The organism is Brevundimonas sp. EU05-FHT14B07, assembly GCF_058790795.1.
The window spans coordinates 348,730-372,947 of record NZ_JBYTCZ010000004.1; the positions used below are offsets into that span (position 1 = coordinate 348,730).

The 24,218-nt window shown below is 66.2% G+C and carries 23 protein-coding genes and 1 tRNA gene; 9 read left to right on the forward strand and 15 right to left on the reverse strand.

The genetic code is table 11. From position 1 onward, the window contains the following. Positions 1-19: 19 nt before the first annotated feature. Genes amgK through AC3WRC_RS12175 form a run of 3 tightly spaced genes read right to left on the reverse strand, consistent with a single transcriptional unit; the run spans position 20 to position 2,413 of the window. Complete coding sequence (gene amgK, locus AC3WRC_RS12165) at positions 20-1,111, reverse strand: N-acetylmuramate/N-acetylglucosamine kinase AmgK (protein ID WP_492304024.1); 1,092 nt, start codon at positions 1,109-1,111, stop codon at positions 20-22. Continuing rightward, positions 1,104-1,562, reverse strand: coding sequence for a tRNA (adenosine(37)-N6)-threonylcarbamoyltransferase complex ATPase subunit type 1 TsaE (gene tsaE, locus AC3WRC_RS12170; RefSeq protein ID WP_492304025.1), 459 nt, complete (start codon positions 1,560-1,562; stop codon positions 1,104-1,106). The genes amgK and tsaE overlap by 8 nt, the downstream gene beginning before the upstream one ends. Further along, positions 1,559-2,413 (reverse strand): GNAT family N-acetyltransferase, encoded by an 855-nt coding sequence (locus tag AC3WRC_RS12175; RefSeq protein ID WP_492304026.1) that lies wholly within the window; start codon positions 2,411-2,413, stop codon positions 1,559-1,561. The genes tsaE and AC3WRC_RS12175 overlap by 4 nt, the downstream gene beginning before the upstream one ends. Before the next feature lie 115 nt (positions 2,414-2,528). Here AC3WRC_RS12175 and AC3WRC_RS12180 point away from each other — a divergent pair, with 115 nt between their 5' ends. Both AC3WRC_RS12180 and AC3WRC_RS12185 read left to right on the forward strand, forming a co-directional pair. After that, positions 2,529-4,616 (forward strand): S9 family peptidase, encoded by a 2,088-nt coding sequence (locus AC3WRC_RS12180; RefSeq protein ID WP_492304027.1) that lies wholly within the window; start codon positions 2,529-2,531, stop codon positions 4,614-4,616. Between the two features lie 69 nt (positions 4,617-4,685). Next, entirely contained in the window at positions 4,686-6,797 is a 2,112-nt protein-coding gene (locus AC3WRC_RS12185) for a S9 family peptidase (protein ID WP_492304028.1), read from the forward strand. A 77-nt stretch (positions 6,798-6,874) separates the two neighbouring features. On the opposite strand, the gene AC3WRC_RS12190 is transcribed toward AC3WRC_RS12185, so the two are convergent. Next, complete coding sequence (locus AC3WRC_RS12190; RefSeq protein ID WP_492304029.1) at positions 6,875-7,180, reverse strand: hypothetical protein; 306 nt, start codon at positions 7,178-7,180, stop codon at positions 6,875-6,877. A 242-nt stretch (positions 7,181-7,422) separates the two neighbouring features. Between AC3WRC_RS12190 and AC3WRC_RS12195 the strand changes: the two genes are divergently transcribed. From AC3WRC_RS12195 to AC3WRC_RS12205, 3 genes are all read left to right on the forward strand, one after another. Next, on the forward strand, positions 7,423-9,393 hold the full coding sequence (locus AC3WRC_RS12195) for an AsmA family protein (protein ID WP_492304030.1): 1,971 nt from the start codon (positions 7,423-7,425) through the stop codon (positions 9,391-9,393). A 58-nt stretch (positions 9,394-9,451) separates the two neighbouring features. Next, positions 9,452-10,324 carry an alpha/beta hydrolase gene (locus AC3WRC_RS12200; protein ID WP_492304031.1) on the forward strand — a complete coding sequence of 291 codons (873 nt, stop codon included), beginning with the start codon at positions 9,452-9,454 and terminating at the stop codon, positions 10,322-10,324. A gap of 61 nt (positions 10,325-10,385) precedes the next feature. Next, positions 10,386-11,246, forward strand: coding sequence for a class I SAM-dependent methyltransferase (locus AC3WRC_RS12205; protein WP_492304032.1), 861 nt, complete (start codon positions 10,386-10,388; stop codon positions 11,244-11,246). Between the two features lie 9 nt (positions 11,247-11,255). Here the strand turns inward: AC3WRC_RS12205 and AC3WRC_RS12210 are convergent. The 9 genes from AC3WRC_RS12210 to AC3WRC_RS12250 all read right to left on the reverse strand — a co-directional run bounded on the left by AC3WRC_RS12210 (position 11,256) and on the right by AC3WRC_RS12250 (position 19,513). Further along, a tRNA-Leu gene (locus AC3WRC_RS12210) sits at positions 11,256-11,340 on the reverse strand. Positions 11,341-12,141: 801 nt separating this feature from the next. Then, positions 12,142-12,678 carry a CcdC protein domain-containing protein gene (locus AC3WRC_RS12215; RefSeq protein WP_306002344.1) on the reverse strand — a complete coding sequence of 179 codons (537 nt, stop codon included), beginning with the start codon at positions 12,676-12,678 and terminating at the stop codon, positions 12,142-12,144. Positions 12,679-12,741: 63 nt separating this feature from the next. Beyond that, positions 12,742-13,761: a fumarylacetoacetate hydrolase family protein gene (locus AC3WRC_RS12220; RefSeq protein WP_271042535.1), complete on the reverse strand. Its 1,020-nt coding sequence runs from the start codon at positions 13,759-13,761 to the stop codon at positions 12,742-12,744. A 43-nt stretch (positions 13,762-13,804) separates the two neighbouring features. Continuing rightward, on the reverse strand, positions 13,805-14,071 hold the full coding sequence (locus tag AC3WRC_RS12225) for a hypothetical protein (protein ID WP_017506239.1): 267 nt from the start codon (positions 14,069-14,071) through the stop codon (positions 13,805-13,807). Between the two features lie 237 nt (positions 14,072-14,308). Then, positions 14,309-15,457, reverse strand: a complete 1,149-nt coding sequence (locus tag AC3WRC_RS12230) for an isoaspartyl peptidase/L-asparaginase family protein (RefSeq protein ID WP_492304033.1) — start codon at positions 15,455-15,457, stop codon at positions 14,309-14,311. 740 nt (positions 15,458-16,197) lie between these two features. Continuing rightward, positions 16,198-16,383 carry a hypothetical protein gene (locus AC3WRC_RS12235; RefSeq protein WP_205682485.1) on the reverse strand — a complete coding sequence of 62 codons (186 nt, stop codon included), beginning with the start codon at positions 16,381-16,383 and terminating at the stop codon, positions 16,198-16,200. Next, positions 16,384-17,496 (reverse strand): 4-hydroxyphenylpyruvate dioxygenase, encoded by a 1,113-nt coding sequence (gene hppD / locus AC3WRC_RS12240; RefSeq protein WP_492304034.1) that lies wholly within the window; start codon positions 17,494-17,496, stop codon positions 16,384-16,386. Between the two features lie 128 nt (positions 17,497-17,624). Then, positions 17,625-18,734 carry a DUF5694 domain-containing protein gene (locus tag AC3WRC_RS12245; RefSeq protein WP_492304035.1) on the reverse strand — a complete coding sequence of 370 codons (1,110 nt, stop codon included), beginning with the start codon at positions 18,732-18,734 and terminating at the stop codon, positions 17,625-17,627. Between the two features lie 134 nt (positions 18,735-18,868). Next, positions 18,869-19,513, reverse strand: coding sequence for an exopolysaccharide biosynthesis protein (locus tag AC3WRC_RS12250; protein WP_492304036.1), 645 nt, complete (start codon positions 19,511-19,513; stop codon positions 18,869-18,871). An 87-nt stretch (positions 19,514-19,600) separates the two neighbouring features. On the opposite strand from AC3WRC_RS12250, the gene AC3WRC_RS12255 reads away from it, so the two are divergent. The 3 genes from AC3WRC_RS12255 to AC3WRC_RS12265 are packed head-to-tail and all read left to right on the forward strand — an operon-like array spanning position 19,601 to position 21,329. Further along, a complete protein-coding gene (locus AC3WRC_RS12255) occupies positions 19,601-20,176 on the forward strand; it encodes a YqaA family protein (RefSeq protein ID WP_492304037.1) in 576 nt (191 codons plus the stop codon). 39 nt (positions 20,177-20,215) lie between these two features. After that, the gene (locus tag AC3WRC_RS12260) at positions 20,216-20,761 is read left to right on the forward strand and encodes a disulfide bond formation protein B (protein ID WP_492304038.1); all 546 of its coding nucleotides are present in this window, start codon (positions 20,216-20,218) and stop codon (positions 20,759-20,761) included. A 4-nt stretch (positions 20,762-20,765) separates the two neighbouring features. After that, positions 20,766-21,329, forward strand: a complete 564-nt coding sequence (locus AC3WRC_RS12265) for a demethoxyubiquinone hydroxylase family protein (protein ID WP_492304039.1) — start codon at positions 20,766-20,768, stop codon at positions 21,327-21,329. 158 nt (positions 21,330-21,487) lie between these two features. Here the strand turns inward: AC3WRC_RS12265 and AC3WRC_RS12270 are convergent, their stop codons facing one another. Beyond that, on the reverse strand, positions 21,488-22,690 hold the full coding sequence (locus AC3WRC_RS12270) for an acetyl-CoA C-acyltransferase (RefSeq protein WP_492304040.1): 1,203 nt from the start codon (positions 22,688-22,690) through the stop codon (positions 21,488-21,490). 184 nt (positions 22,691-22,874) lie between these two features. Continuing rightward, the gene (locus AC3WRC_RS12275; RefSeq protein ID WP_492304041.1) at positions 22,875-23,783 is read right to left on the reverse strand and encodes an SDR family NAD(P)-dependent oxidoreductase; all 909 of its coding nucleotides are present in this window, start codon (positions 23,781-23,783) and stop codon (positions 22,875-22,877) included. Positions 23,784-23,937: 154 nt separating this feature from the next. On the opposite strand from AC3WRC_RS12275, the gene AC3WRC_RS12280 reads away from it, so the two are divergent. Further along, on the forward strand, positions 23,938-24,218 hold a 281-nt coding region (locus tag AC3WRC_RS12280; protein ID WP_492304042.1), incomplete at its 3' end, for an outer membrane beta-barrel protein.

Below are 24,218 nucleotides of genomic sequence, written 5' to 3' on the forward strand. Positions count from 1 at the left end.
GGGGCCGTCTTCGGAGTGGTCATGCGCGCACCTCGGCGGGAACGTGGCTGTCAAACCAGCGGGCGACGGGCGCCAGGGCCGGCTGTTCCAGATTGGCGTTCAGGTGTCGCCACATGCGCGGCAGGAACTGGCGGTATCGCGGTTTGCCGTCGCGCGCGATCAGGCGGGCGAAGATGCCGATGATCCGCGCCTCGTTCAGGGCGGCGAGGCCGGCGTAGTCGGCCATGAAGGCGGCGCGGTCGATGCCGGGCCGCAGCGCGAAATAGCGGTCCAGCGCCTCGGCCTCCAGCGCCGGCGAGACGTCGCGGCGGGCGTCCTGAAGCAGGGAGTGCAGGTCCCACGACGGGTGGGCGCGCACCGCGTCCTGGAAGTCGATCATGCCGACGCCGGCGGGACCGTCGCGCTCGGGCAGCCAGATGAGGTTTTCCGCATGATAGTCGCGGTGGGCCATGACCGAGGCCCCGGCCGCGCCGGAGGCGACGATGGGCGCCCAGGCCGCGCGCCAGTCGGCGATGGCGGCGGCGTCAAAGCGGACCCGATCGTCGAGCTTCGGCAACCATTCGACGAACAGATCGGCGCCGCCCTGAAGCGCCGTCTCGTCATAGGTCAGCAGCGGCCAGTCGCCGCCGGGGCCGTGCAGGGTTTCGGGCGGAGCGCCGGCCTCGTGCAGAACGGCCATCGCCTCGATGGCAGCCAGATAAAGCGGCGTCTCGTCGGCGCCGTCTTCGATCACGCGGGCGAACAGGGCGTCGCCGAAATCCTCAAGCACGGCCAGGCCGTTGAAGGCGTCCAGCGACGGGATTTCGGGGGCGGACAGGCCCAAAGACTTCAGATGGGCGGCGACGGCGGCGAAGGCCTCGATCCGGCCGGCGGACAGGCGGGCGACGGCGTTCCAGCCGGCGGCGTGACGCTGCTCGGGCGTCCAGCGCGGATCGCACGGCTGGCTTTCGGCGGCGGGCGCTTGATCCATCAACATCAAGGTCGGACCGGTCGTCGGCGTCAGCCGCTCATACCGCCGCGTCGAGGCGTCGCCGGGCAGGGGCGCGCGCACGGCGTCGGCTAGGCCGGCGGCCTTCAGGAAGTTGAGACGGAGGGTTTCGCGGTCAGACATGCAGATCCTTCAGCCTCGTCTCCCATCGGCCTACGCCGGAAACGGTCGCAAGGCGGCCGTCCCCCTGTTCGGAGATTTCGATAACCAGCTGATCCGGCCCCAGGAACCGGCCGGGATCGTCGCCAAGACGCTCGGGCCATTCGATGACGGCGCACCCCTCGTCCAGAGCCTCATCCAGGCCGATCTCGAACGCCTCCTCCGGTCGGGTCAGTCGATAGAGGTCGAAATGGGCGACCGGCGGTTCGCTTTCGTAGAACTGGACCAGTGTGAAGGTCGGGCTGGGCACGTCCTCGTCCAGCGTGGTCAGGGCGCGGATCAGGCCGCGCGCCAGGGTCGACTTGCCCATGCCCAGCGGCCCGCAGAGCAGCAGACTGTCGCCCGCCGCCAGCAGGGGGGCGATGGCCTGGCCCAGGGCGGTGGTGGCCTCGGCGTCGGGCAGGGCGATCTTCATGCGAACACCGCATCACGATCGGCGGCCAGGGTGCGCTCGGTAAAGGTTTTCAGCGCCTCGGTGGCCTTGGCCGCGTCCACGTCCAGCCGATCGGCGGGAATGGGCAGGCCGACATCGACGCCGAACGGCTTGCCTTCCTTGTTCAGCAACTCGTGGAACAGGGTCACGTCGCGCAACTCCTGCGAGACCTTGTCGAACAGATGGAACAGGCGGCTGTAGGGGCCGGTGACGTGCATGGGCACGACCGGTGCACCGTATTTGCGCGCCATGGAGGCGGCGGTCGGGGCCCATTCGGGATCGGTCAGGACGCCGTTCTTCTCGCGCGCCAGACGACCGGCGGGGAACATGACGACGCAGCGTTCGGCCTCGAACGCCTCCTTGGCGGCGTTCAGTGTGGCGCGGGTCTTTTCACGGGTGCGTTTGTCGTGGACCCATTCGACGGGGATGATGGTCTCGTCCAGCCGGGGCGAGACGCGGATGGCGTCGGCGTTGGCGAAGAAGATCATGTCTGTGCGCCGCTGTTTGATCGCGTCGAACACGGCGACCCCGTCGGCGATGCCGGTGGGGTGGTTGCAGACGACGACGCAGCGGCCGGTCGGGGGCAGGCGCTCCAGATTCGTCGTCGTCACCTTCAGCCTCAGCAGATCCGAGACGTAATCGAACGTCTCGGTGCCCGACAGGTCGCGGATGGCGTCGGCCATTCGCACCGCCGCCCCATAGCCCAGCACGCCGTAGAGCGCCGGCCGCACGACCGGCCACAGCGGCGAGGCGGTCAAGCGCGGCGCGCGTTCGGCGATCAGCACATCGACGATGTGGGGCTGACGGCGGGCGGGAAGGGTGGCGGCGGTCATGAAAGATCGCTTGTCGCCGGTTCGGTCGGAGGGGGCAAGATGCGCGGCGTCGTGGACGCTTGGCGATCGGACGGGCGGCCCCTATCACTGTCGAAAAGCTGTGGGGAATGAAGACATGACGCGTTCACGCTGGATGGCGGCGGTCGCCTTTGGAAGCCTGATCCTGGCCGCTGCGCCGAGCTTCGCCCAGCAGACGGTGCCTGCCGCTGCAGAGTCTCCGGCAGCCCAGCCCCAAGCTCAGCCGCGCGGCCTGTCGCTGAAAGATCTGGCGATGATGGAGCGGGTCAGCGAGCCGCGCGTCTCGCCGGACGGCCGCCAAATCCTCTACGCCGTACGCACCACCGACTGGGACGGCAACAAAGGCGTCAACGGCCTGTGGCTGGCGGACGTGTTGGGCGGCGAGCCGCGCAAGTTGGCGATCTCGGAAGGCGGCGCCTCGGGCGCGCGCTGGGCGCCGGACGGCGGGGCGATCTATTTCCTGTCGTCGCGGGGCGGATCGAACCAGGTCTGGCGCACGGATGCGGCCGGGATGGCGGCGGCCCAGGTGACGACCCTGCCTTTCGACGTGTCGGGGTTCCGCATCGCGCCGGACGGCAAGTCGCTGGTCCTGGCCGTCTCGGTCTTCGTCGATTGCGACACCCTGGCCTGCACCAAGACGCGGCTGGACGCCCGAGGTAAGTCGACGCTCCAGACCTATGACCGTCTGCCGCTGCGCGACTTCGATCACTGGGTCGATACGCGCCGCACCCATCTGTTCGTCCAGCCGCTGAACGGGTCGGGTTTGAGTGGCGGCGAACCGCGCGATTTGATGGCGGGCCTGGACGCCGATGTCTCGGCGGGCGATTCCAGTTTCGACATCTCACCGGACGGCCGGACTCTGGTCTACGGCACGCAGACGCAAGGGGCGGGCGAAGCCTTCACCAACAACAGCGACGTCTTCCGCGTGACGCTCGGCGGCGGCGCGCCGGTCAATCTGACCGAAGCGAACAAGGGATCGGACGGCAATCCGGTCTTCTCTCCGAACGGTCGCCAGCTGGCCTGGCTGTCGGCGCCGCGCGAGAATGTCGGCGGGGATCAGGCGGCGGTCTGGGTGGCTGACGCCGACGGCTCCGGCGCCAGGAAACTGACCGACTGGGATCGCGGCGCGGGCGGCCTGCAATGGCGCACCGATGGCCGGTCGCTGCTGGTCTCGGCGGCGGACGAGGGCCAGAACCGGCTGTTCTCGGTCGATGCCCGCACCGGCCGGATCACGCCCCTTACCGGAAACGGCACGGTCGGCGCCTATGAGGAGAAGGCCGGGGTCTTGGCCTATGCCCACGAAAGCTTCGTCGCCCCGACCCAGATCTTTGTTCAGACGCGCGGCGAACCCCGCCAGATCAGCCGCCAGAACGCCGAGGTGCTGGCGCAGATGGACCTGCCCAAGGGCGAGGCCTTCACCTTCGCCGGCTGGAACAACGAGCCGGTGCAGGGCTGGGTGTTTAAACCGGCGGGCGCGGTCGAGGGCCGGCGCTATCCGGCGGTCTATCTGATCCACGGCGGGCCGAAATCGCCCTGGACCGAAAACTGGTCCTACCGCTGGAATCCGCAGGTCTATACGGCGGCGGGCTATGCGGTGGTGATGATCAACTTCCACGGCTCGCCCGGCTATGGCCAGGCCTTCACCGACGCGATCAACGATCACTGGGGCGACCGGCCGCTGGAGGACCTGGAGAAGGGCTGGGCGGCGGCGCTGTCCAGCAATCCGTGGATCGACGGCGACCGGGCCTGTGCGCTGGGCGCGTCCTACGGCGGCTATATGGTCAATATGATCGCCGGAAAGTGGAATGGGCCGTGGCGCTGCCTGGTCAACCACGCCGGCGTGTTCGACGTGCCGCAGCTGATGAACGCCATGGATATCGGCAACTTCATCTGGGAGTTCGGCGGACCGAGCTGGGAGCGCAAGGCCGTCTATGACGCCTTCAACCCTGAGACCTATGCCGGCGACTGGAACAAGCCGATGCTGGTGCTGCATGGCTCCAAGGACTTTCGCGTGCCGATGGAGCAGGGGCTGGCGACCTTCTCGGCGCTTCAGCGTCAGGGCGTGCCCAGCCGCTTCGTCCATGTGCCGGACGAGAACCACTGGGTGCTGAAACCCCGCACCTGGGTCGACTGGCAGCAGGAAATCCTGGACTGGGTGGGGCGCTATACGGCGCCGGCGGGCTGAGCGACCCATTGACGCGCCTTGGCAGGGTGCTACGCCTCGCGGCCAGAAAGCTTCGCGAGGAAGATCTTGATGCGTCACCGTTCCCTTCTGTCCGCCGCCTGCGCGGCTGTTGCGCTGATGAGCGCCGCGCCTGCCCTGGCCCAGGTGCCGCCCGCGCCGGTTCCGTCCGCGCCCGCGACGCCGGACGCCTTCACCTATCAGGACATGATCTCGGCCAACCGGCTGGGCGATCCGCAGGTGTCGCCGGACGGCCGCTATGTCGTCTATTCGGTCACGACCACCGATGTTCAGGCCAACAGCCGCGCCGGCAGCCTGTGGATCCTGGACCTGAACGCGCCGGACACGGCCCCGCGCCGCCTGGCCATCTCGGATCAGGGCGCCAACACCGCGCGCTGGGGCGGGGACGGCAATCTGTACTTCCTGTCGGGCAAGTCGGGCGCGAGCCAGGTCTGGCGCATGGCCTCGCCCACGTCGGCGCCGGTTCAGGTGACGAACCTGCCCACCGACGTGAACGCCTATCGGATCAGCCCGTCGGGCGACAAGGTGGCGGTGTCGCTGGCCGTTTATCCGAACGCGGCCGACCTGAACGCCTCGGTCCAACAGGGCAAGGCCATCGCCGAGCAGAAGACGACAGGCCAGGTCTATGACCGCATGTTCGTGCGTCACTGGGACACCTGGAACGACCACACCCAGAACCACCTGTTCGTCCAGTCGATCGGCCGCGACGGCAAGGCTATGGGCACACCGACCTGGATCACCAAGGGCTTTGACGGCGACACGCCCTCCAAGCCCTTCGGCGACGAGAGCGAGTTCGTCTTCACGCCGGCTGGCGACGCCGTGGTCTTTTCGGCGCGTCTGGCCGGTCAGACCGAGCCGTGGAGCACCAACTTCGACCTGTGGAAGACCAACGGCCTGTCGGGCGACGGCACCTTCACCAATCTGACAGACGGCAACGACGCCTGGGACACCGGCCCGGTCTTCTCGCCGGACGGCCGCACCCTGGCCTATCGCGCCATGGCGCGGCCGGGCTTCGAGGCCGATCGCTATCAGATCGTGCTGATGGACGTCGAAACGGGCCAGAAGCGCGAGATCGCCTCGAACTGGGACCGGTCGGCCGACACGCTGCAATGGTCGCGCGATGGCCAGACGCTGTACACGACGGCGGGCGACGTCGGTTCGACCAAGCTGTTTTCGGTGGATACGCGCAACGGCGTGGTGACGCCGATCACGGGCGCGGGCCACGTCTCGGCCTTCCAGCAGACGCCGTCGGGCTTCGTCTTCGCCCAGGACAGCCTGCGCGAGCCGGGCGACCTGTATTTCAAGACCTATCTGGGTCGCGAAATGCCGCGTCGTCTGACGCAGTCCAACCCCGCCTTCGCCGCCAAACAGTTCGGGGAGTATGAGCAGTTCAGCTTCGCCGGCTGGAACAACGAGACGGTCCACGGCTATGTCATCAAGCCGGCTGGATACGTCGAGGGCCGCAAATATCCGGTCGCCTTCCTCATCCACGGCGGGCCGCAAGGTTCGTTCGGGGACGGCTGGTCCTATCGCTGGAACCCCGAGACCTATGCGGGGGCGGGCTATGCGGTGGTGATGATCGATTTCCACGGCTCGACCGGCTACGGCCAGGCCTTCACCGACGCGATCAGCCAGCACTGGGGCGACCGCCCTCTGGAAGACCTGCAGAAGGGCTGGGCGGCGGCTCAGGCGAAATACAGCTTCCTGGACGGCGACAACGCCTGTGCGCTGGGCGCCTCCTACGGTGGCTATATGATCAACTGGATCGCCGGCAACTGGTCCAATGAATTCAAGTGCCTGGTCAACCACGACGGCGTCTTCGACACCTTCGGCATGGGCTATTCGACCGAGGAGCTGTGGTTCACCGAATGGGAATACGGCGGCACGCCGTGGGACAAGCCGGAGGGCTATCAGAAGTTCAACCCGGCCAACCATGTCGATAACTGGAAGACGCCGATGCTGGTGGTTCAGGGCGACCGCGACTTCCGCATCCCGACCGCCCAAGGCCTGTCGACCTTCACCGCCCTGCAACGGCGCGGCATCGACAGCCGCCTGATCGTTTTCCCCAACGAAAACCACTGGGTGCTGAAGCCGGCCAACAGCCTGCAATGGCACAATGAGGTGTTCGGCTGGCTGAACAAATATCTGACGCCGACGCAGTAAGAGGCGTCCGTCCAGACGACAAAAAAGGGGCGCGGTCCGACGACCGCGCCCCTTTCTTCATGCGCGTTTGGTCGGGGTCAGAGCGCCGCGCGCTGCATCGGCGCGCTGGCCAAGCGGTCATACTGATGCGCGGTCATGCAGCGCGGCGCGGCCCAGCGCTGGCCCGACTGGTATGCGGCGACGGCCTGTTGCGCGGTGACGAAGCTCGGCGTCGCGCCATGGTCGCGTTGATAGGCTGTGCGTGAGGCCACGTCGGTTCCGCAAACCTTGACGGTTTGCAGCACGGCCGCGCGCTCGGCGGGGCGCGGACTTTGCGCCAGCGCCGGCGTCGTTGCGGCCGCCAAAGCTGCAGCGATTAGGGCGGGGGTCAAGAAACGGGTCATCGGCAGTCCTCCACGGCCTGAATTAAGATCAGGACTCTGACGAATTATGCGCCGATCCTGAAGTTTGTAAAGGTTATGCGACAACTTCGCGTCAAATCGACGACAATCCGCCCCTGCGGCGCCAAACCGGGGCTGGTGCGTTTCCTCTGGCTGACGGAGACGAGCGATTGTCGAACCCACGGAATTGGCGCACTTTTCGGGCCGAACTGAACCAGAGGGCGTGGGCTCCGGCCGGGGCGCGTTTGCGCACCTGGCGCGACTGGGTGCGCGACAACGATCCCGTCTATGCGGCGGCTCGACGACCGGGGGCGGCGGAAAAATGGGCGGCGGGCGTGGTGCTGGTCGTCGTGGCGGCCATCGTTCTTTTCCTGGCCTTGTTCGATTGGAACATGCTGCGCGGGCCCATCGGCCGCTGGGCCTCGGTCAAATACGATCGCGAAATCGCCCTGACCGGCGATCTGGACGTCAATCTGTTCAGCTGGACGCCGTCCGCCGTGGTGCGGGGGCTTAAGATCGGCGGCCCCGATTGGGCGCGCGATCGCGACACGGCCGATGTCGATGAGGTCCAGGCCTCGGTGCGCCTTCGAAAGCTGCTGGCCGGTCAGGTTGAGATGCCCCTGCTGAGCTTCACCCGGCCCCGAGTCGTGCTGATCTCCACCAAGGACGGCCGCAAGAGCTGGCAGTTGAATCCCAACAAACTTGACAATGGCGAAGGGCTGAATCTGCCGGTCATCCAGCAACTGGTCATCAAGGACGGGCAGCTGACCTTCGAGGAACAGAGGCGCGGACTGACGCTGGAGGCGGCGGTCAATGCGCGCGAGGCGTCCAGCGGCCAGGCCGGTTTCGTGCTGGACGGGCGCGGCGATGTGCGCGGCGCGCCCATGACCGTCAGGATCGAGGGCGGCCCGTTCATCAACATCCGGCGCGACCGTCCCTATCGGTTCGAGGCCGATGTGACCGGCGCGGACTCGTCCCTGGTCGCCAAGGGGGCGATCACCCGACCGTTCGATCTGGGGCGGTTCGACGCGACCATGACGATCCAAGGACGCAATATGTCGGACCTCTATCTGCTGACCGGCGTCGCCCTGCCCAATACGCCGCCCTACCGGCTGTCGGGCGCGCTGAACCGCGATCGGCGGATTTGGACCTTCAAGGATTTCGACGGACGTGTCGGCGCGTCCGATCTGTCGGGCGAGGTCAAGGTCCAGTCGGGCCAGCGTCTGCGCGTCGACGCCGACCTGACCTCGCGTCGTCTGGACATCGACGACCTGGCCGCTGTCCTGGGCGCGCGGACCCGGACCAATGCGGCGGGCACCGACACCGAGGCGCCGGTCTTGGTCGGCGGCAAGCTGCTGCCGGACGCCAAGCTGCAGACCGAGCGGCTGCAGACCATGGACGGTACCCTGTCCTATCGGGCCGGATCGGTGAAGGCGAACGCCTTCGACGTGCGTCAGGTGAACCTGGGCGCCGACCTGAAGGACGGCATCCTGAAGCTGGATCCGATCAGCTTCGACTTCAATCGCGGCGCACTGAACGGCACGGCGCGGATCGATGCGACCAAGGACACCCCCTACAGCACTGTCGATCTGCGTTTGGCCGGCTATCCGCTGGAGTCCATCATCCCGGCGCGCAACGGCTCGGCGCCCGTCACCGGCAGGGCGCTGGGCCGGGCGAAGCTGGAGGGGCCAGGCGCCTCGATCCACGATTTCGCCGCAGCGTCGAAAGGCTCGCTCAGCCTTGTGGTGCCGAATGGCAAGATGCGGGCGGCCTTCGCCGAACTGCTGGGCATCAACGCCAGCGCCGGGCTACTGAAGCTGTTGAGCGGAGACCAGTCCGAAAGCCAGATCCGCTGCGCCGTCGCCGACTTCAATGTCAGCGGCGGCACGGCGACCGCCCGCACCTTCGTCATCGACACCGATGTGGTGCTGGCCCAGGGCAAGGGCAGCATCAACCTGGGCTCCGAGACGATGAACCTGCGGATCGAGGGCGAATCCAAGAAGCCGCGGCTGTTGCGCCTTTGGGCGCCGATTACCGTCTCCGGCCCCCTGACCGCGCCCAAGGTCGGGGTCGATGTCGGTTCGGTGGTGTCGCAGGGCGGTCTGGCGGGCCTGCTGGGCGCGGTCGTGGCGCCGGTGACGGCCCTGTTCGCCTTCGTCGATCCTGGGCTGGCCGAAGACGCCGACTGCGGCCGGCTGATCGCCAACGCCCGCTGAGCGTTGATGACGACCGATCCGGCTATCCGAGCGTATTGTGGGTGATGGAGCCTTTTGCATGACACGCCGTGGACTGTTCGCGCCTGCCCTTGGGCTTCTCGCCGCCGCCTGCTCGCCTCTGAGCCTGCTGAACACCCTGGGACCGAGGGACGGCGGCGTGCGACGCGTCGCGCGCGACATTTCCTATGGGGACGATCCGCGCCAGCAGATGGATCTCTACGCGCCGACGGCGTCTGGCCCCTATCCGACACTGGTCTTCTTCTATGGCGGCGGCTGGGACTCGGGCTCGCGCAGCCAGTATGGCTGGGCGGCGCAAGCCTTGGCGGCGCGCGGGTTCGTGGTCGCCCTGCCGGACTACCGCGTCGTGCCCCAGGTCGTCTTCCCGGCCTTCATCGAGGACGCCGCCGCCGCCACGGCCAAGGCGGCGGAGGTGGTGGGTCAATACGGCGGCGATCCGGCGCGGCTTGGCGTGCTGGGCCATTCGGCGGGTGCGCATCTGGCGATGATGATCGCCTTGGACCGACGCTATATGGCCGCCGTCGGCCGTCCGGATCTGATCAAGGCGGCGGCAGGTCTCGCGGGCCCCTACGACTTTCTGCCGTTCGACGTGGCGGCGTCGCAGAACGCCTTCGGCCGTGCGCCGGACCCGACCCTGACCCAGCCCGTCACCTTCGTGCGCGCCGACGCCCCGCCGATCTGGCTGGGCCACGGCACGGCCGACACAGTGGTCCACGACGAGGACACGGTCATTCTGGATGATCGGATACGCGCGGTGGGCGGGCGCTCGGAGGCCAAGCTCTATCCGGGTCTGGACCACGCCGACCTGATCGCGACCTTCTCGCCCCTGTTCCGCAAGAAGGCGACGGTGCTGGCCGATGTGACGGAGTTCTTCCACCGCCAGCTGGAGTCGGGCTCGCCAAGACAAGCCTGATTATCTACCTTGCCAAGGTCGTGTTTTTCTTCACAACTTCCATTTCAATGGAGGTTTCCCGATGAATTCCCTGATGCCTCAATCCTCCATCAAGGCTTCGCAGCAGGCCAGGCAGCGGATCGCCTATAATACGGCTCTTAATCTGGAGCATTTCAGCGACCCTGCCTTCATGGCGTCGATGCGAGAGATATTTCACCATCTGGCGCTAAACTACGCCGACTATCCTTCGGGCAACGAGGTGGCCAAGGTCTGGGAAGTGGTTCAGGCGGTTCGCGGTCTGAGGGACTTCGGCGCGTTGACGCGCAGTTCAGATGTGCTCGGCGTCGCGGCCGGCCATGAGCATACCGTCTTCTACCTGACCAACTATGTCGCCCGCGTCTTCGCCACCGATCTCTATTTCGGCAATGAGGACTGGAACGAAGCCAAGACCGCCATGCTGGTCTCGCCCGAGAATTTCGCCATTCCGGGCATGGTCTGGAACCCCAAGCGACTGGTCGTCCAGCATATGGATGCGCTGAACCTTCGCTACGACGACAGCACCTTCAACGGCATCTTCTCCTGCGGGTCGCTCGAACATTTCGGCACGCTCCAGAATGTGGCGCGCGCGGTGTCCGAGATGGCGCGGGTCCTGAAGCCCGGGGGGATACTGACCTTGTCGACCGAGTTTCGGATCAGCGGGCCTGACACCTTCGGCTATCCCGGCACGCTAATCTTCACGCCTGACATGCTTATGGAGCATGTCATAATGCCCAGCGGCTTGACGCCGGTCGACGATTTCCAGGGCGATGTCAGCGTGGCGACGGTGGCGTCCGCCTATCCGATTTCTGAAGCAATCGAATCCGGTACGCGGTCGCGGTCGATCGCTCTACAAAACCACGGCTTCATCTGGACCTCAGCGTCGCTCTGCTTGCGCAAAGACTAGTCGGTCAGATGGTGCGGGCGGCCGGGGTCGAACCGGCACTCCTTTCGGAACTGGATTTTGAGTCCAGCGCGTCTACCAATTCCACCACGCCCGCAGCGGAAGGACCGCCTCATGCCACAGAGCGGTGAGGCGGGTCTAGTGCCCGTGATCTATCCTTGGACGTTGAACGTCATTCGTGTGGTGAATGTCCCGCCAGCCTGGATCGGTCTGCCATCAATCTGACGGAGCCGGCCTGTGCGGATTGCCTGAAGGGCGTAACGTCCGAAGCCTGAGCGAGTGGGTTGCTCATCGAGCAGTATGCAGTTTTGGGGACGTCCCCGAGAGTCCACATTGCACTGAATGAGAACGTTAGCGCTAGTGACCGACGGCATGGGCGACGGCACGCCCAGTTGTGGCGGTCTGTCCCAAACCACGGCCGAGACGCTGGGATCGTAAGTCATGTCGGAGGCGCTTTGCAGCGGAACTCCGCATTCGGTCATAACCGTCGTGAGCGGAGTAGGATCGGCAGGCAATGCCAGTTCGTAACGGCGGGCGGGCGTGGAGCCCTCGCCTGGCACGCGGACAGTAAGCTGCGATGTGTTCAGCAGACGACGGGCGTATACAGCAGGTGCTGTGGAGAGAGCGGTGGTTCGTTCACCTATAGGTGAGACCACCCAATCGCTCGAACGCAGAGTGTCATCCGACAGATTAACCTCCAGCTTCCTGTAGGTAGCGTCGGGTGGCGCTGTAGGCAGGCCGGTTAGCGATAGTATGAAGCTGCGATTCCGGCAGATTGCTGACACCGTTACGCCTACGTCGTATTCGATGTAGGCCATGCTCAGATTGTCCCGCTTTGCAATCGACCAAGCCAGATCAGGCGCTGCGGTCTGAGCCAAAGTCAGCAACAGGGCGGTGATCACGCCGCGACTTCCACGTGGCTGTCCGTGCCACCGGACTGGATGCGGCGGGCGCGGATGTACATTTCGACGCGCTGCATCACGATCAGGCCCATGGCGAAGACCAGGAAGGCGTCGGTGACGGCCAGGACGTTCAGATGCCAGGCGGCGGCGTGGCTTTCGATCAGGTCGCGCAGCAGCGACCGGCCGGCGAACAGCACGACCAGCAGGATCAGACCCAGCGGCGAGGCCTGGGCCATCAGGGAACCGTCCGCCTCTTTTTCGATGGTGACGGTCTTGCCGCGATACCAGCCGGCGACGCCGCCCAAGATCCCGCCGATGGCCAGCACCGCCCAGGCGTCGGGACCGAACGGCGCATGGGCCATGTTCGGGTTTTGCGCAGTGCCCCACAAGCCCAGACCGATCAACGGCAGAACGATGGCCGGCATGACCCACAGCAGTTGCGGCTTCAGCACGCGCTTCCGACGATTCTTCAGCAGCACCACCACCAGCATGATCGGGATCATGAGCAGCGGGATCAGTTTTTCAGGCGGCACGTCGTCTCTCCCCAAAGACAGGATGCGGCCTCCCCCGAGGCCGCTGTCAGCACCCTAGCGGCGTCAATCCGCGCTGGATAGCGGCGCGACCGTCTGTTCGATGGCGCCGAAGATCGAATGATGACGGTCGTCCAGCATCTCGATGCGCACCGTGTCGCCGTGTTTCAGGAAGGGCGTCTCGGCCGCGCCGCGCAGGATCGTCTCGACCGTGCGGACCTCGGCGATGCAGGAGTAGCCCAGGCCGCCTTCCGAGACCGGCTTGCCGGGGCCGCCGTCGGCGTCCTTGTTCGACACCGTGCCTGAACCGATGATGGTTCCGGCGCCCAGCGAGCGGGTCTTGGCCAGATGGGCGATCAGGGTTCCGAAGTCGAAGGTCATGTCGACGCCGGCGTCGGCCTTGCCGAAGTCCTGGCCATTCAGTTGCACCGACAGGGCGCCGTGCAGCTTGCCGTCCTTCCATCGGTCGCCCAGCGCCTCGGGCGTGACCAGAACGGGCGACAGGGCGCTGGCGGGCTTGGACTGGACGAAGCCGAACCCCTTGGCCAGTTCGGCCGGGATCAGGTTGCGCAGGCTCACGTCGTTGACCAGGCCGACCAGGCGAATGGCGTCGAGCGCCTGTTCGCGCGTCGCGCCCTGAGGCACGTCGCCGACGACGACCACGATCTCGGCCTCCAGGTCGCAGCCCCAGGCCTCGTCGGCCAGCGGGATCGGATCGCGCGGCGAAAGGAAGCTGTCGGAGCCGCCCTGATACATCAGCGGGTCGGTCCAGAAGCTCTCGGGCATTTCGGCGCCGCGCGCCTTACGAACCAGTTCGACGTGGTTCACATAGGCCGAGCCGTCCGCCCACTGATAGGCGCGGGGCAGGGGCGAGGCGGCGTCGCGTTCGTGGAAGCGGCCGCGCGGCACGGCCTCATGCTCCAGGCTTTCGGCCAAGGCCTCGAGGCGAGGACCGCAGCGGTCCCAGTCATCCAGCGCCGCCTGCAGCGTCGGGGCGATCAGGAAGGCGTCGGTGAACCAGTTCAGGTCCTGCGAGACGACAACGAGGCGGCCGTCGCGGCCGTGCTTGAGCGAGGCGAGTTTCATGACCAAGGCCTAGACCGGATTTGCGATGTTGGGAACGGCGGAATCAGTCGGCGGCGGTCAGCAGGGCGCGGGCCTCGGCGCCGGTGCGGGCGGCGCGGTCGCGGACCTCGACCTCGACGATGACGCCGCCCTCAGGCTCGACGGCCCACAGGTAGCGACGCTCGACCTCGACCGTGCGGCCGGACGGGGCGAAGCCTTCGTAACTGTCGCCCCAGGGGGTGATCTTCCTGACCTCGACAAAGGGCATGGCGCAGGCGGCGTCCAACTCCTCGTTGGCCATCACGGTCAGTTCGTCATCGGATGCAGGCATGGGTCTCGGTCTGGGCAAAAAAGAGAGTCTAATTCGTCTAGTTGGTCTGAAATCCACTTTCGTCATCCTCCGACAAGCCGCGCCAGCGGCGCAGATCGGGGGACCCAGCGGCGCCGAAGGCGATGCGTCCGTTACGAGAACGGAAAAGGCTCGTCCCCGACAGGGTCGCGCTCTCGCGCGCCGCTGGGTCCCCCGGTTCCGCTGCGCGGCCCGGAGGATGACGAAAGTACAAAGAGTTCACCTTTCGTCGGCGTAGATGGCGACGCGGGCGGGGCCGGTCGAGGAGACGGCCCCTCGATACATACCTGGCGTGTTCATGTGCAGCCAAGCTTCACCGCCGCGGGTCATGACGATAACCCCTCCAGAGCCGCCCATAGCCGCAACCTCCCGGAGTTCGTGGTCGATGACGATAAAATCGGGATTGCGTGGATGAGCGAGACAAATGTCGTGAGAGGAACTCGGCTGGCATCGCGACGATCGTGCCTGACGGTCGGCCCGCAACTCAGGTGACAAGGCTGCCTCGGCGGCGATGCCCGCGCAGATGTCGCGGGCGACGGTGGCGCGGATGAAATATTCGCCGTCGCCGGTGGCGGACACCGCGCAGCCGTCGGCGTTGGAGGCGTAGGTGCCGGCGCCGATGATCGGCACGTCCCCGACCCGTCCCCAGCGTTTGGCGGTCATGCCGCCGGTCGAGGTGGCGGCGGCGAGACGCCCCTGGCTGTCCAGCGCCACGGCGCCGACCGTGCCGAACTTCTTCTCATTCAGGGGCGGGGCGATTTCGGCCTGAGCGCCCGGTAGAGGCGCGCCGACGGGGCGTTCGGGGATCGGCTGTCCGGCCTCGGTCAGGGCTTTAACCAGTCCCTGCCAGCGGCGCTCGGTGAAGAAGAAGGCCGGATCGACCTGCTCCAACCCGACCGAGGCGGCGAAGGCGTCGGCGCCGGTTCCGATCAGCATGACGTGGGGCGACTTCTCCATCACGGCGCGGGCGGCGGCGATGGGGTGGCGGGTGGTGGTCAGGCCGGCGACCGACCCGGCGGTCAGGTCCGATCCGTTCATGACGGCGGCGTCGAGCTCGTTACGGCCGGCCGCGGTGAAGACCGCGCCGCGCCCGGCGTTGAACAGGGGATCATCCTCCATGACCTGAACGGCGGCCTCGACGGCATCCAGCGCCGAGCCGCCGCCTTTCAGCACAGCCGAACCGGCGTCCAGCGCGCCTTGCAGCGCCGCGCGATAGGCCGCGTCCTGTTCCGGCGTCAGGCTGGACCGCTCGATCACGCCCGCCCCGCCGTGGATCGCCAGGGACCATTGCGGCGCGGCGTCCTGGGCGTACGCCGAGGAAAAACACAGTGCAAAGAGTGCAATCAGTGCCGAAAAGGCGATGCGCATCGTGAACCTCCTCCGCGCCGAAAACACAGTGCAATCGGTGCACTTTCCTCAGAGACGCCGGTCGGTCGCAGTGTAACGCCGCGTTCGGGCGTGTCAGGTCGATTGGCTGAAGAAAATCGGAAGGATTGAAAGATCAGTGGGTTGGTTCGTGCGATAGGATGGTTTGCCGACCCGGGCCGAAGCCGCCCGATTCGAACTGCTGCTGCGTCAACCGTTTGGGCAGCGAAGATACCCTCGGACGGCGTAGTAGCCGATGGTTGTGGCATCTTTCGGTAGGCCTATGGTGCTGATCTCGGCGTAAGGCCAGCACCGTTCCGGATCGATAGTTGCCGAAACCGCGGTCGGAAGCAGGTGGACGCGTTGTCCGCAGATGCCGTTTTCGGTGACCTGGGGTTTTGGTATCTCAACCAGCAAGCCGTCCGCAGTGCAGAAGCTCAACGGCGCAATATCCGGATTTCTTGTCCGACTAGCCACCGTCTGCGGGTGGGTCAGCGTATGTTCCGCAATAAGAGCGCGCTGCGCCGACTCGAAGCTGCTGGGCAACGGACCGTATGTGACGGTGGGGACGCAAGACGCGAGTATTACAGACGCAGCAACTGCAAAGACCGGGCCGACCTTGTTGACTCTGCGCCCCAGGGGCTTTGCATTCGCCATGAGAAACCTTCGCTAGAAATGGTCCGCTTTCCACCCATAGCAGGTTCCAGTTTGGCCTGCTCCTCGCATGGTCCAAACCGCCTGCCTCACCCCCGGTGGTGCAGCCGCTTCCACACCTGATAGCCGACGATGGGGGCGAAGCCGCAGAGGAGGGCGGCGATCAGGACCATCCAGAAGCCGCCGCCCAGCCAGTATTCGCCGGCCAAGGCCCCGGCGCCGGCCGCCAGGACCGGGCCGAGCCAAGGCAGCCATGCAGGCGGCCGCATCTTCATTCAGGCGTCGACCTTGATGACGCCGCGACGGATTTGGTCCAGCTCGATGGAGTCGAACAGGGCCTGGAAGTTGCCGTTGCCGAAGCCTTCGTTGCCCTTTCGCTGGATGATCTCGAAGAAGATCGGGCCGAAGGTGTCCTGGGTGAAGATTTGCAGCAGCAGGCCTTCCTCGTCCGAACCGTCGATCAGGATGCGGTTCTTGCGCATCCGCTCCACGTCCTCGCCATGGTTGGGCAGGCGTTTGTCGATCAGTTCGAAATAGGTCTCGATGGTGTCCTGGAAGGCGACGCCGCGTTCCTTCATCGCCTCGACCGTCTCGAAGATGTTCTCGGTCGTAAGGGCGATGTGCTGGATGCCTTCGCCGTTGTAGCGACGGATGAACTCCTCGATCTGGGAGTTTTCGTCCTGGCTTTCGTTCAGCGGGATGCGGATGGCGCGGTCGGGCGCGATCATGGCCTGGGAGAACAGACCCGTCGCCTTGCCCTTGATGTCGAAATACTTCTGCTCTTCGAAGTTGAAGATCGAGTTGTAGAAGCCCGACCAGGTGCGCATCTGGCCGCGCCGGACGTTGTGGGTCAGGTGGTCCAGGATCTCCAGGCCCATCGAGTTCTTGCGCTCGGCCTCTTCCCAGCCTTCGATCTCGTCCCAGGCGTCATAGAGCGAGCCGGCGTCGCCATACTGGTCGATGACATAGAGCAGCGAGCCGCCGATGCCTTGCAGGATGTAAGGGTAGTCGTCACCCAGCGCGCCGCCGGCGGCGTCCGATGCGGCCACGGCGCCGCGGGCCAGCGCCCCCTCATAGGCGGCCTTGGCGTCGGTGGTGCGGAAGGCCATGCCGTTGGCGGAAGGGCCGTGATCCTTGGCGAAGTCGGCGGCCTGACCCTTGGGCGAGCGTTGCACCAGGAAGCTGATGTCGCCCTGTTTCAGTCGCACCACGTCGGTCTTGGGGTTCACGTGCGTCTGGGTGAAGCCCATCAGCTCCAGGCGCGAAATCATCGCCTCGGGCTCGGGGCCGGTGAATTCGACGAACTCGAAACCGTCGACGCCGAGGGGGTTTTCGAGGTCGATCTGTTCCGCCGTAGCCTGATCTTGGGCCTGGGTCATGTCGTTCATGGCGCGTCTCCCGCGTGATCTTGGGGGCGGTCTGGCCGCCGATTGGCGCGGAACCTAGTCACAGAAGACGACGGAGCCAAGACGAAGCCACGGGGTCGTGATGACGGGCGGCCCTCAGCGCGTTGCGCTCAGCGCAGGACGGGCTCGGGATCGACCAGCCGGACGTCGTGCATCTGATCCAGATAGGCCTCGTAGTAGCCCTTGTGCGAGCCTCCAACGATCGTCAGCATCCGCGTGCCCGGATAGCGGCCCAGAACATCGCGCATATTGGCGACCATGCGCAGATTGCGGGTCTCCCAATAGCCGAGATAACGGCGGCCGAAGGCCTGAGGCGACGGCTCGACCAGGGTGGCGCCGAAGTCGGACTGATAGGTCAGGGTCGGTGTCGTCGGCGCATTGTAGACGCGGTACATGCGCAGCACGCCGTCCGGCTGATCGAGGGCGGCGCCCAGTTCTGCGTCCTGCGCTCGACGGGTCTGGCTGGCGGGGTTGTTCCACGCGCCCATGATGGCGTCGGCATAGGCCTTCTTCTCGACGGGGTCGGTCGGGTCGGGCGTGTCGGCGGAGTGGTCGTCGACGCTCCACAGCCGCTCCAGTCCCAGCCGTGCGGCCAAAGGCGCGGAGATCAGATAGGTCTCATTGGCCCGGTCCTTGATCCGGTTCAGCACGGCGACCAGCGCGTCGTTCAGGCCGTCGTTCGCCGTCCGATCCTCCGGCGCGAGCCGAAGCCACTGGACCAAGGCCGATCCCCGCTCGCCGGCCGCCAGGAAGATCGCCGCCAGATGACGCCGCTGGGCCGCCGTGGGCTGGGCGGGCCACTCGGCCAGCAGCCGCTCGGCCTCGGCGTTGGCGGCCGGTACGTCCAGGCCGGTCGCCAGGGCGGCGGGAGCGGGATCCCAGCAATAGGTTTCGACCGTCTCGGCATAGCGCGACGGATAGCGACGCAGACTGTCGCATTGCAGGCCGGACAGGTCCTCGGTCGCGATGGCGGTCGGCTTCCAGGCCGCCAACCGATCCAGCAGCGGTGACAGGCTCTCGGCCTTGAAGCCGTCGCCCAGGTTCGACAGGTGCGGCGTGCCCAAGACCAGAACCTCGTTCAGCGCGCCGGCGGGCGGTCCCTTCAGCTGATCGGGATGGAAAGGCTGGTGGTAGTCTTGGGCGGTTGCGGGCAGGGCGACGGCCAGCAGCCCGCCGACGGCGACGAACAGGATGCGGGAGGAACGAAGAGGCAAGGCCATGACACGCCGTGAAAGGAATTTGAGAAGGATCGACCGTCGGTCGGTCACGCCACCTTCCACGGATCACCGCCCGGGCGCCCGTTAATTCTTGGACATCTAAGGCTACGCTTGCAGCGTTGAAACCTGTGTCTGCGTCAGCCCGGCAGCCAGCGGGTCGCCCATTCGGCGCCCATCAGAACGCCGGTCCCGAGCGCGCCCAAGATAGTCAGCCACACGGTGGTTACGGCGCAGCCCGCGAGGACGAACAGGCCGTCGCGCTGGATCAGGCCGACCGACAGCAAGGCCAGGGCGATGGACGGGATGGTGTTGGTCAGCGGCATGACGATGGTGACGGTCGCCAGGATCATGAAGACGGCGGCCAGCTTCTCGCCCGGCCCATCGGCGAAGCGGCGCAGGCGGGGGCGCGACAGCCGGTCGATCCAGCCCAGTTTGGTCTCGGCGAAATCGGCCATGGCCTTCAGCCACGATCCTTTGCACCGCAGGTTCAGGAACCAGCGCGGCAGCCAAGGCTCCTCACGCCCGACCAGCATCTGGCCGGCCAGCAGGATGACGATCAGCCCGACCACCTGCGGCACGCCGTAAAGGCCCGGCACCAGACAAGGGATGGAGAGCAGCAGGATCAACAGGCCGTAGGCGCGCTCGTCCAGCCGGTCGCGGATTTCGTGCAGGGTCAGCCCGGCGTCGCCGCCGTCGTCGGCCAGCCGCCGCAGCAGCCGGGTGACGTTATGGCTGACGTCGTCCTGCTGGACCGTGGACGGGGAAGCGGCGGGGGTCGTCATTCAAGCGCTCTAGCAGGTGGACGTGACGGCCGAGGATGACGCAACGCCGCAGGGGTGCTAACGCGCCGTGCCGCCTTAAGGATCGCCATGCTGCGCAAACTCTATGACCGCGTCTTCGACCTGGCGCGCAGCCGCCATGCGACCAAGGCCCTGGCGGTCGTCTCCTTCGCCGAGAGTTCGTTCTTTCCGATCCCGCCCGATGTGATGCTGGCGCCCATGATCCTGGCGCGGCCGCAGAGGGCGTATTTCTACGCCGCCGTCTGCACCGTGGCTTCCGTGCTGGGCGGGATTCTTGGTTATGCGATCGGCTATTTCCTGACCGATCTGGGTCTGGCGATCATGCGGATGCTGGGCCATTCGGATGGGCTGGAGCAGTTCCGCGCCTGGTTCGATCATTGGGGCCTGTGGGTCATTCTGATCAAGGGGCTGACGCCCATCCCCTACAAGCTGGTGACAATCGCCTCGGGCCTCGCGGCGTTCAGCTTTCCGGTCTTCATGGCCGCGTCGGTCGTGACGCGGGGCGGGCGCTTCTTCCTGGAGGCGTGGATCCTGAAACGCTGGGGGCCGGCCATGCTGGCGCAGGTCGAAAAGCGGCTGGCGATGTGGAGCGTGATCGGCCTGATCGCGCTGGTCGCGTTGATCGTCGTCCTGAAGCTTCTGTAAGTCGACGGCGCGTTCGGGGCGGGGTAAGACCGTTTCAAGATGATCGATGTCTATCGCCTTCTGACCCGTTGGTGGACCGCCTTCGCCCTGGCCGCGTCGCTGGCCATGCTGGGCGCAGCCCATGCGTTCGAACGGTTCGTCGGCCTTGCGCCCTGCAACCTGTGTCTGAAGCAGCGCGAGGTCTATTGGGGCGCGGTGGTCGTCGCGGTGCTAGCCACGGGCTGGACCCTTTTCAGCGGCGGACGCCGGGGCACGCCGCGCATCGCCGCCTTCCTGCTGGCGGCTGTGTTCGCGACAGGCGCCATCACGGCCATCTTCCATATGGGCGGCGAATACAAATGGTGGGCGCTGCCTGCGACCTGTTCGTCCGTCGGCGGCTCGGTCGATATGGACAGCCTGACAGCGCTGGCCCTGGGCACGGGGCCGGTGACCAAGGTGATCGGCTGCGGCGATGTGGCCTGGAGCTGGCTGGGTCTGTCGATGGCAGGATGGAACGCGATCATCGCCTCGGCGCTTGCGGTGTTCAGCCTGTTGGCGGCGAAACGTCCCAAGGACGCCCGCGCGCCCCGGATCGAAAAGGCCTGATGCGATGAGCCATTCCATTCCGCTTCCCCGTCCCGGTCAGGGCGCCGACAAGGCGCGGATGGACGAAATCCTGCGCGTCGACCACGCCGGGGAATATGCGGCCGTCCTGATCTATCGCGCCCAGAAGGCGGTGTTCGAAGGGCGCAAGGGGCTTGACGGCATCGCCCGCGACCTGTCGGAGATGCAGGACCAGGAGGCGGTGCATCTGGCGCGCTTCGAACGGCTGCTGAACGAGCGGCGGGTGCGCCCCACGGTCATGACGCCCCTGTGGCGCATCGCCGCCTCGGCCCTGGGCGCCGGCACGGCCCTGATGGGTGAAAAGGCGGCGCACGCCTGCACCGAGGCGGTCGAGAGCGTGATCGAGAAACACTATGCCGACCAGATCGCCGAGATCGGCGACCGCGACCCGGCCCTGGCCGCCGAGCTGAAACAGTTCCGCGACGAGGAACTGGCCCACCATGACCACGCCATCGAACATGGCAGCCGCGAAGCGCCCGCCTATCGGCTTCTGTCCGGCGTGATCAAGATGGGCTGCAAGGCGGCGATCAAGATCAGCGAGCGGATCTAAATCATCTTCTCCCTGCGGAGCGGGGAGGGGGACCGCGAAGCGGTGGAGGGGCTATTGAAGTCCCATAGACGTTTGCGATGCGGCGAAGAGCCCCTCCGTCTCTCCGCTTCGCTACGAGCCACCTCCCCATGAAATGGGGAGGAGACAATTGGTTTCTCTCAATAGATCTCGAACAATCCCGCAGCCCCCATGCCGCCGCCGATGCACATGGTGACGACGCCGTATTTGGCTCCGCGACGCTTGCCTTCAATCAGGACATGGCCGGTCATGCGGGCGCCGGACATGCCGTAGGGGTGGCCGATGGAGATGGCGCCGCCAGAGACGTTCAGCCGGTCGTCGGGAATGCCCAGCGTGTCCTGGCAGTACAGAACCTGGGCGGCAAAGGCCTCGTTCAGCTCCCAGATGCCGATGTCGTCCATCGTCAGGCCGTGGCGCTTCAGCAGTTTGGGCACGGCATAGACCGGGCCGATGCCCATTTCGTCCGGCTCGCAGCCGGCGACGGCCATGCCGCGATAGGCGCCGAGCGGTTGCAGATTGCGCTTCACCGCCTCACCGGCCTCCATGACGACGCAGGCCGAGGCGCCGTCCGACAGTTGCGAGGCGTTGCCGGCGGTGATGAACTCGCCTGTCTGGATTTCCTCACCGCCACCGAAGACGGGCTTCAGCGCCTTCAGCCCTTCCAGCGTCGTGTCGGGACGGTTGCCTTCGTCCTTGGAGAGAGTGATTTCTTTCGAAGACGTCTGGCCGGTCGCCTTGTCCAAAACCAGCATGGTGGTGGTCATGGGCACGATCTCGGCGTCGAAGCGACCGGCGTCCTGGGCGGCGGCGGTGCGCTGCTGGGATTTCAACGCATACTCGTCCTGGCAGTCGCGGCTGACGCCGTAGCGGCGCGACACAACCTCGGCCGTCTCCAGCATCGACATATAGATGTGGGGCGACAGCTTCAGCAGCGCCTCGTCCTTCATCCGGTACAGGTTCATGTGCTGGTTCTGGACCAGGGAGATGCTTTCGAGGCCGCCGCCGACCGCCATCTTCTGCTGGTCGAAGACGACCTGTTTCGCCGCCGTGGCGATGCCCATCAGGCCGGACGCGCACTGGCGATCCAGGCTCATGCCGGGAACGGAAGCGGGCAGGCCGGCGGCCAGGGCGATCTGGCGAGCGACGTTGGTGCCGGTCGAACCCTGCTGCAGGGCCGCGCCCATGACGACGTCCTCGATCTCGGCCGGATCGACGCCGGCGCGCTGGACCGCGTGCTTGACCGCATGGGCGCCGAGCTGCTGCGCCTGGGTGTCGTTAAAGGCGCCGCGATAGGCGCGCCCGATGGGGGTGCGGGCGGTGGAGACGATGACGGCTTCGCGCATGAGCTTTCCTCCTGGGCTATCGCCCTTTGGGCTACTTGAGCCCATTCTTGTTTGGCCTATCGCGCTTGGCGCTGCTTGAGGCCGTTCCTGTTTGGCCTACGCGCGTTCGCGCTGCTTGAGGCCGGTTTCCTCTGAAGCGAAGTTAGGCGCCTCACGTCGCGTCAACGCAAGGCGCCTTATTTAGTCAGCCGCCGTGCGCCTTCTGCGCCTTGGTCAGTTCGATCATGCCCTGGGCGGCGCCCATGTCCGGCACGATCTCGCCGCTGCGGTCCGAGATGGCGTCGAAACGGGAGGCGACCTGTTCGGGCGCATCGTCCCCGGTGACGAAGTCGCCTTGCGTCAGGGTGACATAGGCGCGCTCGAACCCGCCGGCGCCGGCGGCCAGGATGGCGCGGCTCGGCGCCTCCTGGCTAACCAGGTAAAGCAGGCCGGGGGTGACCAAGGCCGGGGCCAGCGCCTCCAGCGGCAGGGCGGCGCCCAGATCCTCGGTCATGCGGGTGTGGGCGGTGGGCGCCAGACAGTTGACGCGGATGTCGTTCTTGGCCCCCTCGATCGATAGGGTCTGCATCAGACCGACCAGCGCCATCTTGGCCGCGCCATAGTTCGACTGGCCGAAGTTGCCGTACAGGCCTGAGGACGAGGTCGTCATCACGATCCGGCCGTAGTTCTGCCCCCGCATGATTTCCCACACCGCCTTGGTGCAGTTGACCGCACCCATCAGGTGAACGTCGACGACGAAGCGGAAGTCCTCGATCTCCATCTTGGCGAAGGTCTTGTCCCGCAGGACACCGGCGTTGTTCACCAGGATGTCGATCCGGCCCCATTTCGCCATGGCCTGATCGACCATGGCCTGGACTGCGGGAAAGTCCGTCACCGAGGCTGCGTTGGCTATGGCCTCGCCGCCGGCCGCCTCGATCTCGGCGACGACCGATTCCGCCGCTGTCGCCGACCCGCCCGAACCGTCGCGCGCCCCGCCCAGGTCGTTGACCATCACCTTGGCTCCGCGCGCCGCCATAGCCAGAGCGTGTTCGCGCCCCAGCCCGCCTCCGGCCCCCGTTACGATCGCCACCTGTCCGTCAAACCGCATCGCCATAATCGTTTCCTTTCGCAGGCGCCCAATGTGTTGAAACGGCGCCACAGTCGACACAATCGTAGCTCAAGCGCGGAACCGTGCGCCAGCCACGCCGTTCGGTCGGGTGAATGCTGTGCTATTGCGCAGCTTCGCGCATTCACACAGTGAGGAAGCTATGAAGCTCAAACTTCTCGCCTCCGTTGCCGCCGCCGGACTGTTCGCAGCCGGCGCCGCATCGGCGGAACCCAATGGTTGGTACGGCGCCATCGACGCCGGTTACCACATGATCGACGATATCAACGCTGAATCGTCCACGACCGGCGCCAACTGGAACTGGGAAGTGAACGACGGCTGGGCGGCGTTCGCTCGCCTCGGCTACCGCTTCAATCCCAACTGGCGCGTTGAACTGGAAGGCGGCTACCGCTCGGGCGACATTGGTCGCGTTCGCGCCGTCAC

Coding starts and splice junctions, on each gene's coding strand:
- amgK (WP_492304024.1), bottom strand. CDS start 1,111: ATGTCTGACCGCGAAACCCTCCGTCTCAACTTCCTGAAGGCCGCCGGC.
- tsaE (WP_492304025.1), bottom strand. CDS start 1,562: ATGAAGATCGCCCTGCCCGACGCCGAGGCCACCACCGCCCTGGGCCAG.
- AC3WRC_RS12175 (WP_492304026.1), bottom strand. CDS start 2,413: ATGACCGCCGCCACCCTTCCCGCCCGCCGTCAGCCCCACATCGTCGAT.
- AC3WRC_RS12180 (WP_492304027.1), top strand. CDS start 2,529: ATGACGCGTTCACGCTGGATGGCGGCGGTCGCCTTTGGAAGCCTGATC.
- AC3WRC_RS12185 (WP_492304028.1), top strand. CDS start 4,686: ATGCGTCACCGTTCCCTTCTGTCCGCCGCCTGCGCGGCTGTTGCGCTG.
- AC3WRC_RS12190 (WP_492304029.1), bottom strand. CDS start 7,180: ATGACCCGTTTCTTGACCCCCGCCCTAATCGCTGCAGCTTTGGCGGCC.
- AC3WRC_RS12200 (WP_492304031.1), top strand. CDS start 9,452: ATGACACGCCGTGGACTGTTCGCGCCTGCCCTTGGGCTTCTCGCCGCC.
- AC3WRC_RS12205 (WP_492304032.1), top strand. CDS start 10,386: ATGAATTCCCTGATGCCTCAATCCTCCATCAAGGCTTCGCAGCAGGCC.
- AC3WRC_RS12220 (WP_271042535.1), bottom strand. CDS start 13,761: ATGAAACTCGCCTCGCTCAAGCACGGCCGCGACGGCCGCCTCGTTGTC.
- AC3WRC_RS12225 (WP_017506239.1), bottom strand. CDS start 14,071: ATGCCTGCATCCGATGACGAACTGACCGTGATGGCCAACGAGGAGTTG.
- AC3WRC_RS12230 (WP_492304033.1), bottom strand. CDS start 15,457: ATGCGCATCGCCTTTTCGGCACTGATTGCACTCTTTGCACTGTGTTTT.
- AC3WRC_RS12235 (WP_205682485.1), bottom strand. CDS start 16,383: ATGAAGATGCGGCCGCCTGCATGGCTGCCTTGGCTCGGCCCGGTCCTG.
- hppD (WP_492304034.1), bottom strand. CDS start 17,496: ATGAACGACATGACCCAGGCCCAAGATCAGGCTACGGCGGAACAGATC.
- AC3WRC_RS12245 (WP_492304035.1), bottom strand. CDS start 18,734: ATGGCCTTGCCTCTTCGTTCCTCCCGCATCCTGTTCGTCGCCGTCGGC.
- AC3WRC_RS12250 (WP_492304036.1), bottom strand. CDS start 19,513: ATGACGACCCCCGCCGCTTCCCCGTCCACGGTCCAGCAGGACGACGTC.
- AC3WRC_RS12255 (WP_492304037.1), top strand. CDS start 19,601: ATGCTGCGCAAACTCTATGACCGCGTCTTCGACCTGGCGCGCAGCCGC.
- AC3WRC_RS12260 (WP_492304038.1), top strand. CDS start 20,216: ATGATCGATGTCTATCGCCTTCTGACCCGTTGGTGGACCGCCTTCGCC.
- AC3WRC_RS12265 (WP_492304039.1), top strand. CDS start 20,766: ATGAGCCATTCCATTCCGCTTCCCCGTCCCGGTCAGGGCGCCGACAAG.
- AC3WRC_RS12270 (WP_492304040.1), bottom strand. CDS start 22,690: ATGCGCGAAGCCGTCATCGTCTCCACCGCCCGCACCCCCATCGGGCGC.
- AC3WRC_RS12275 (WP_492304041.1), bottom strand. CDS start 23,783: ATGGCGATGCGGTTTGACGGACAGGTGGCGATCGTAACGGGGGCCGGA.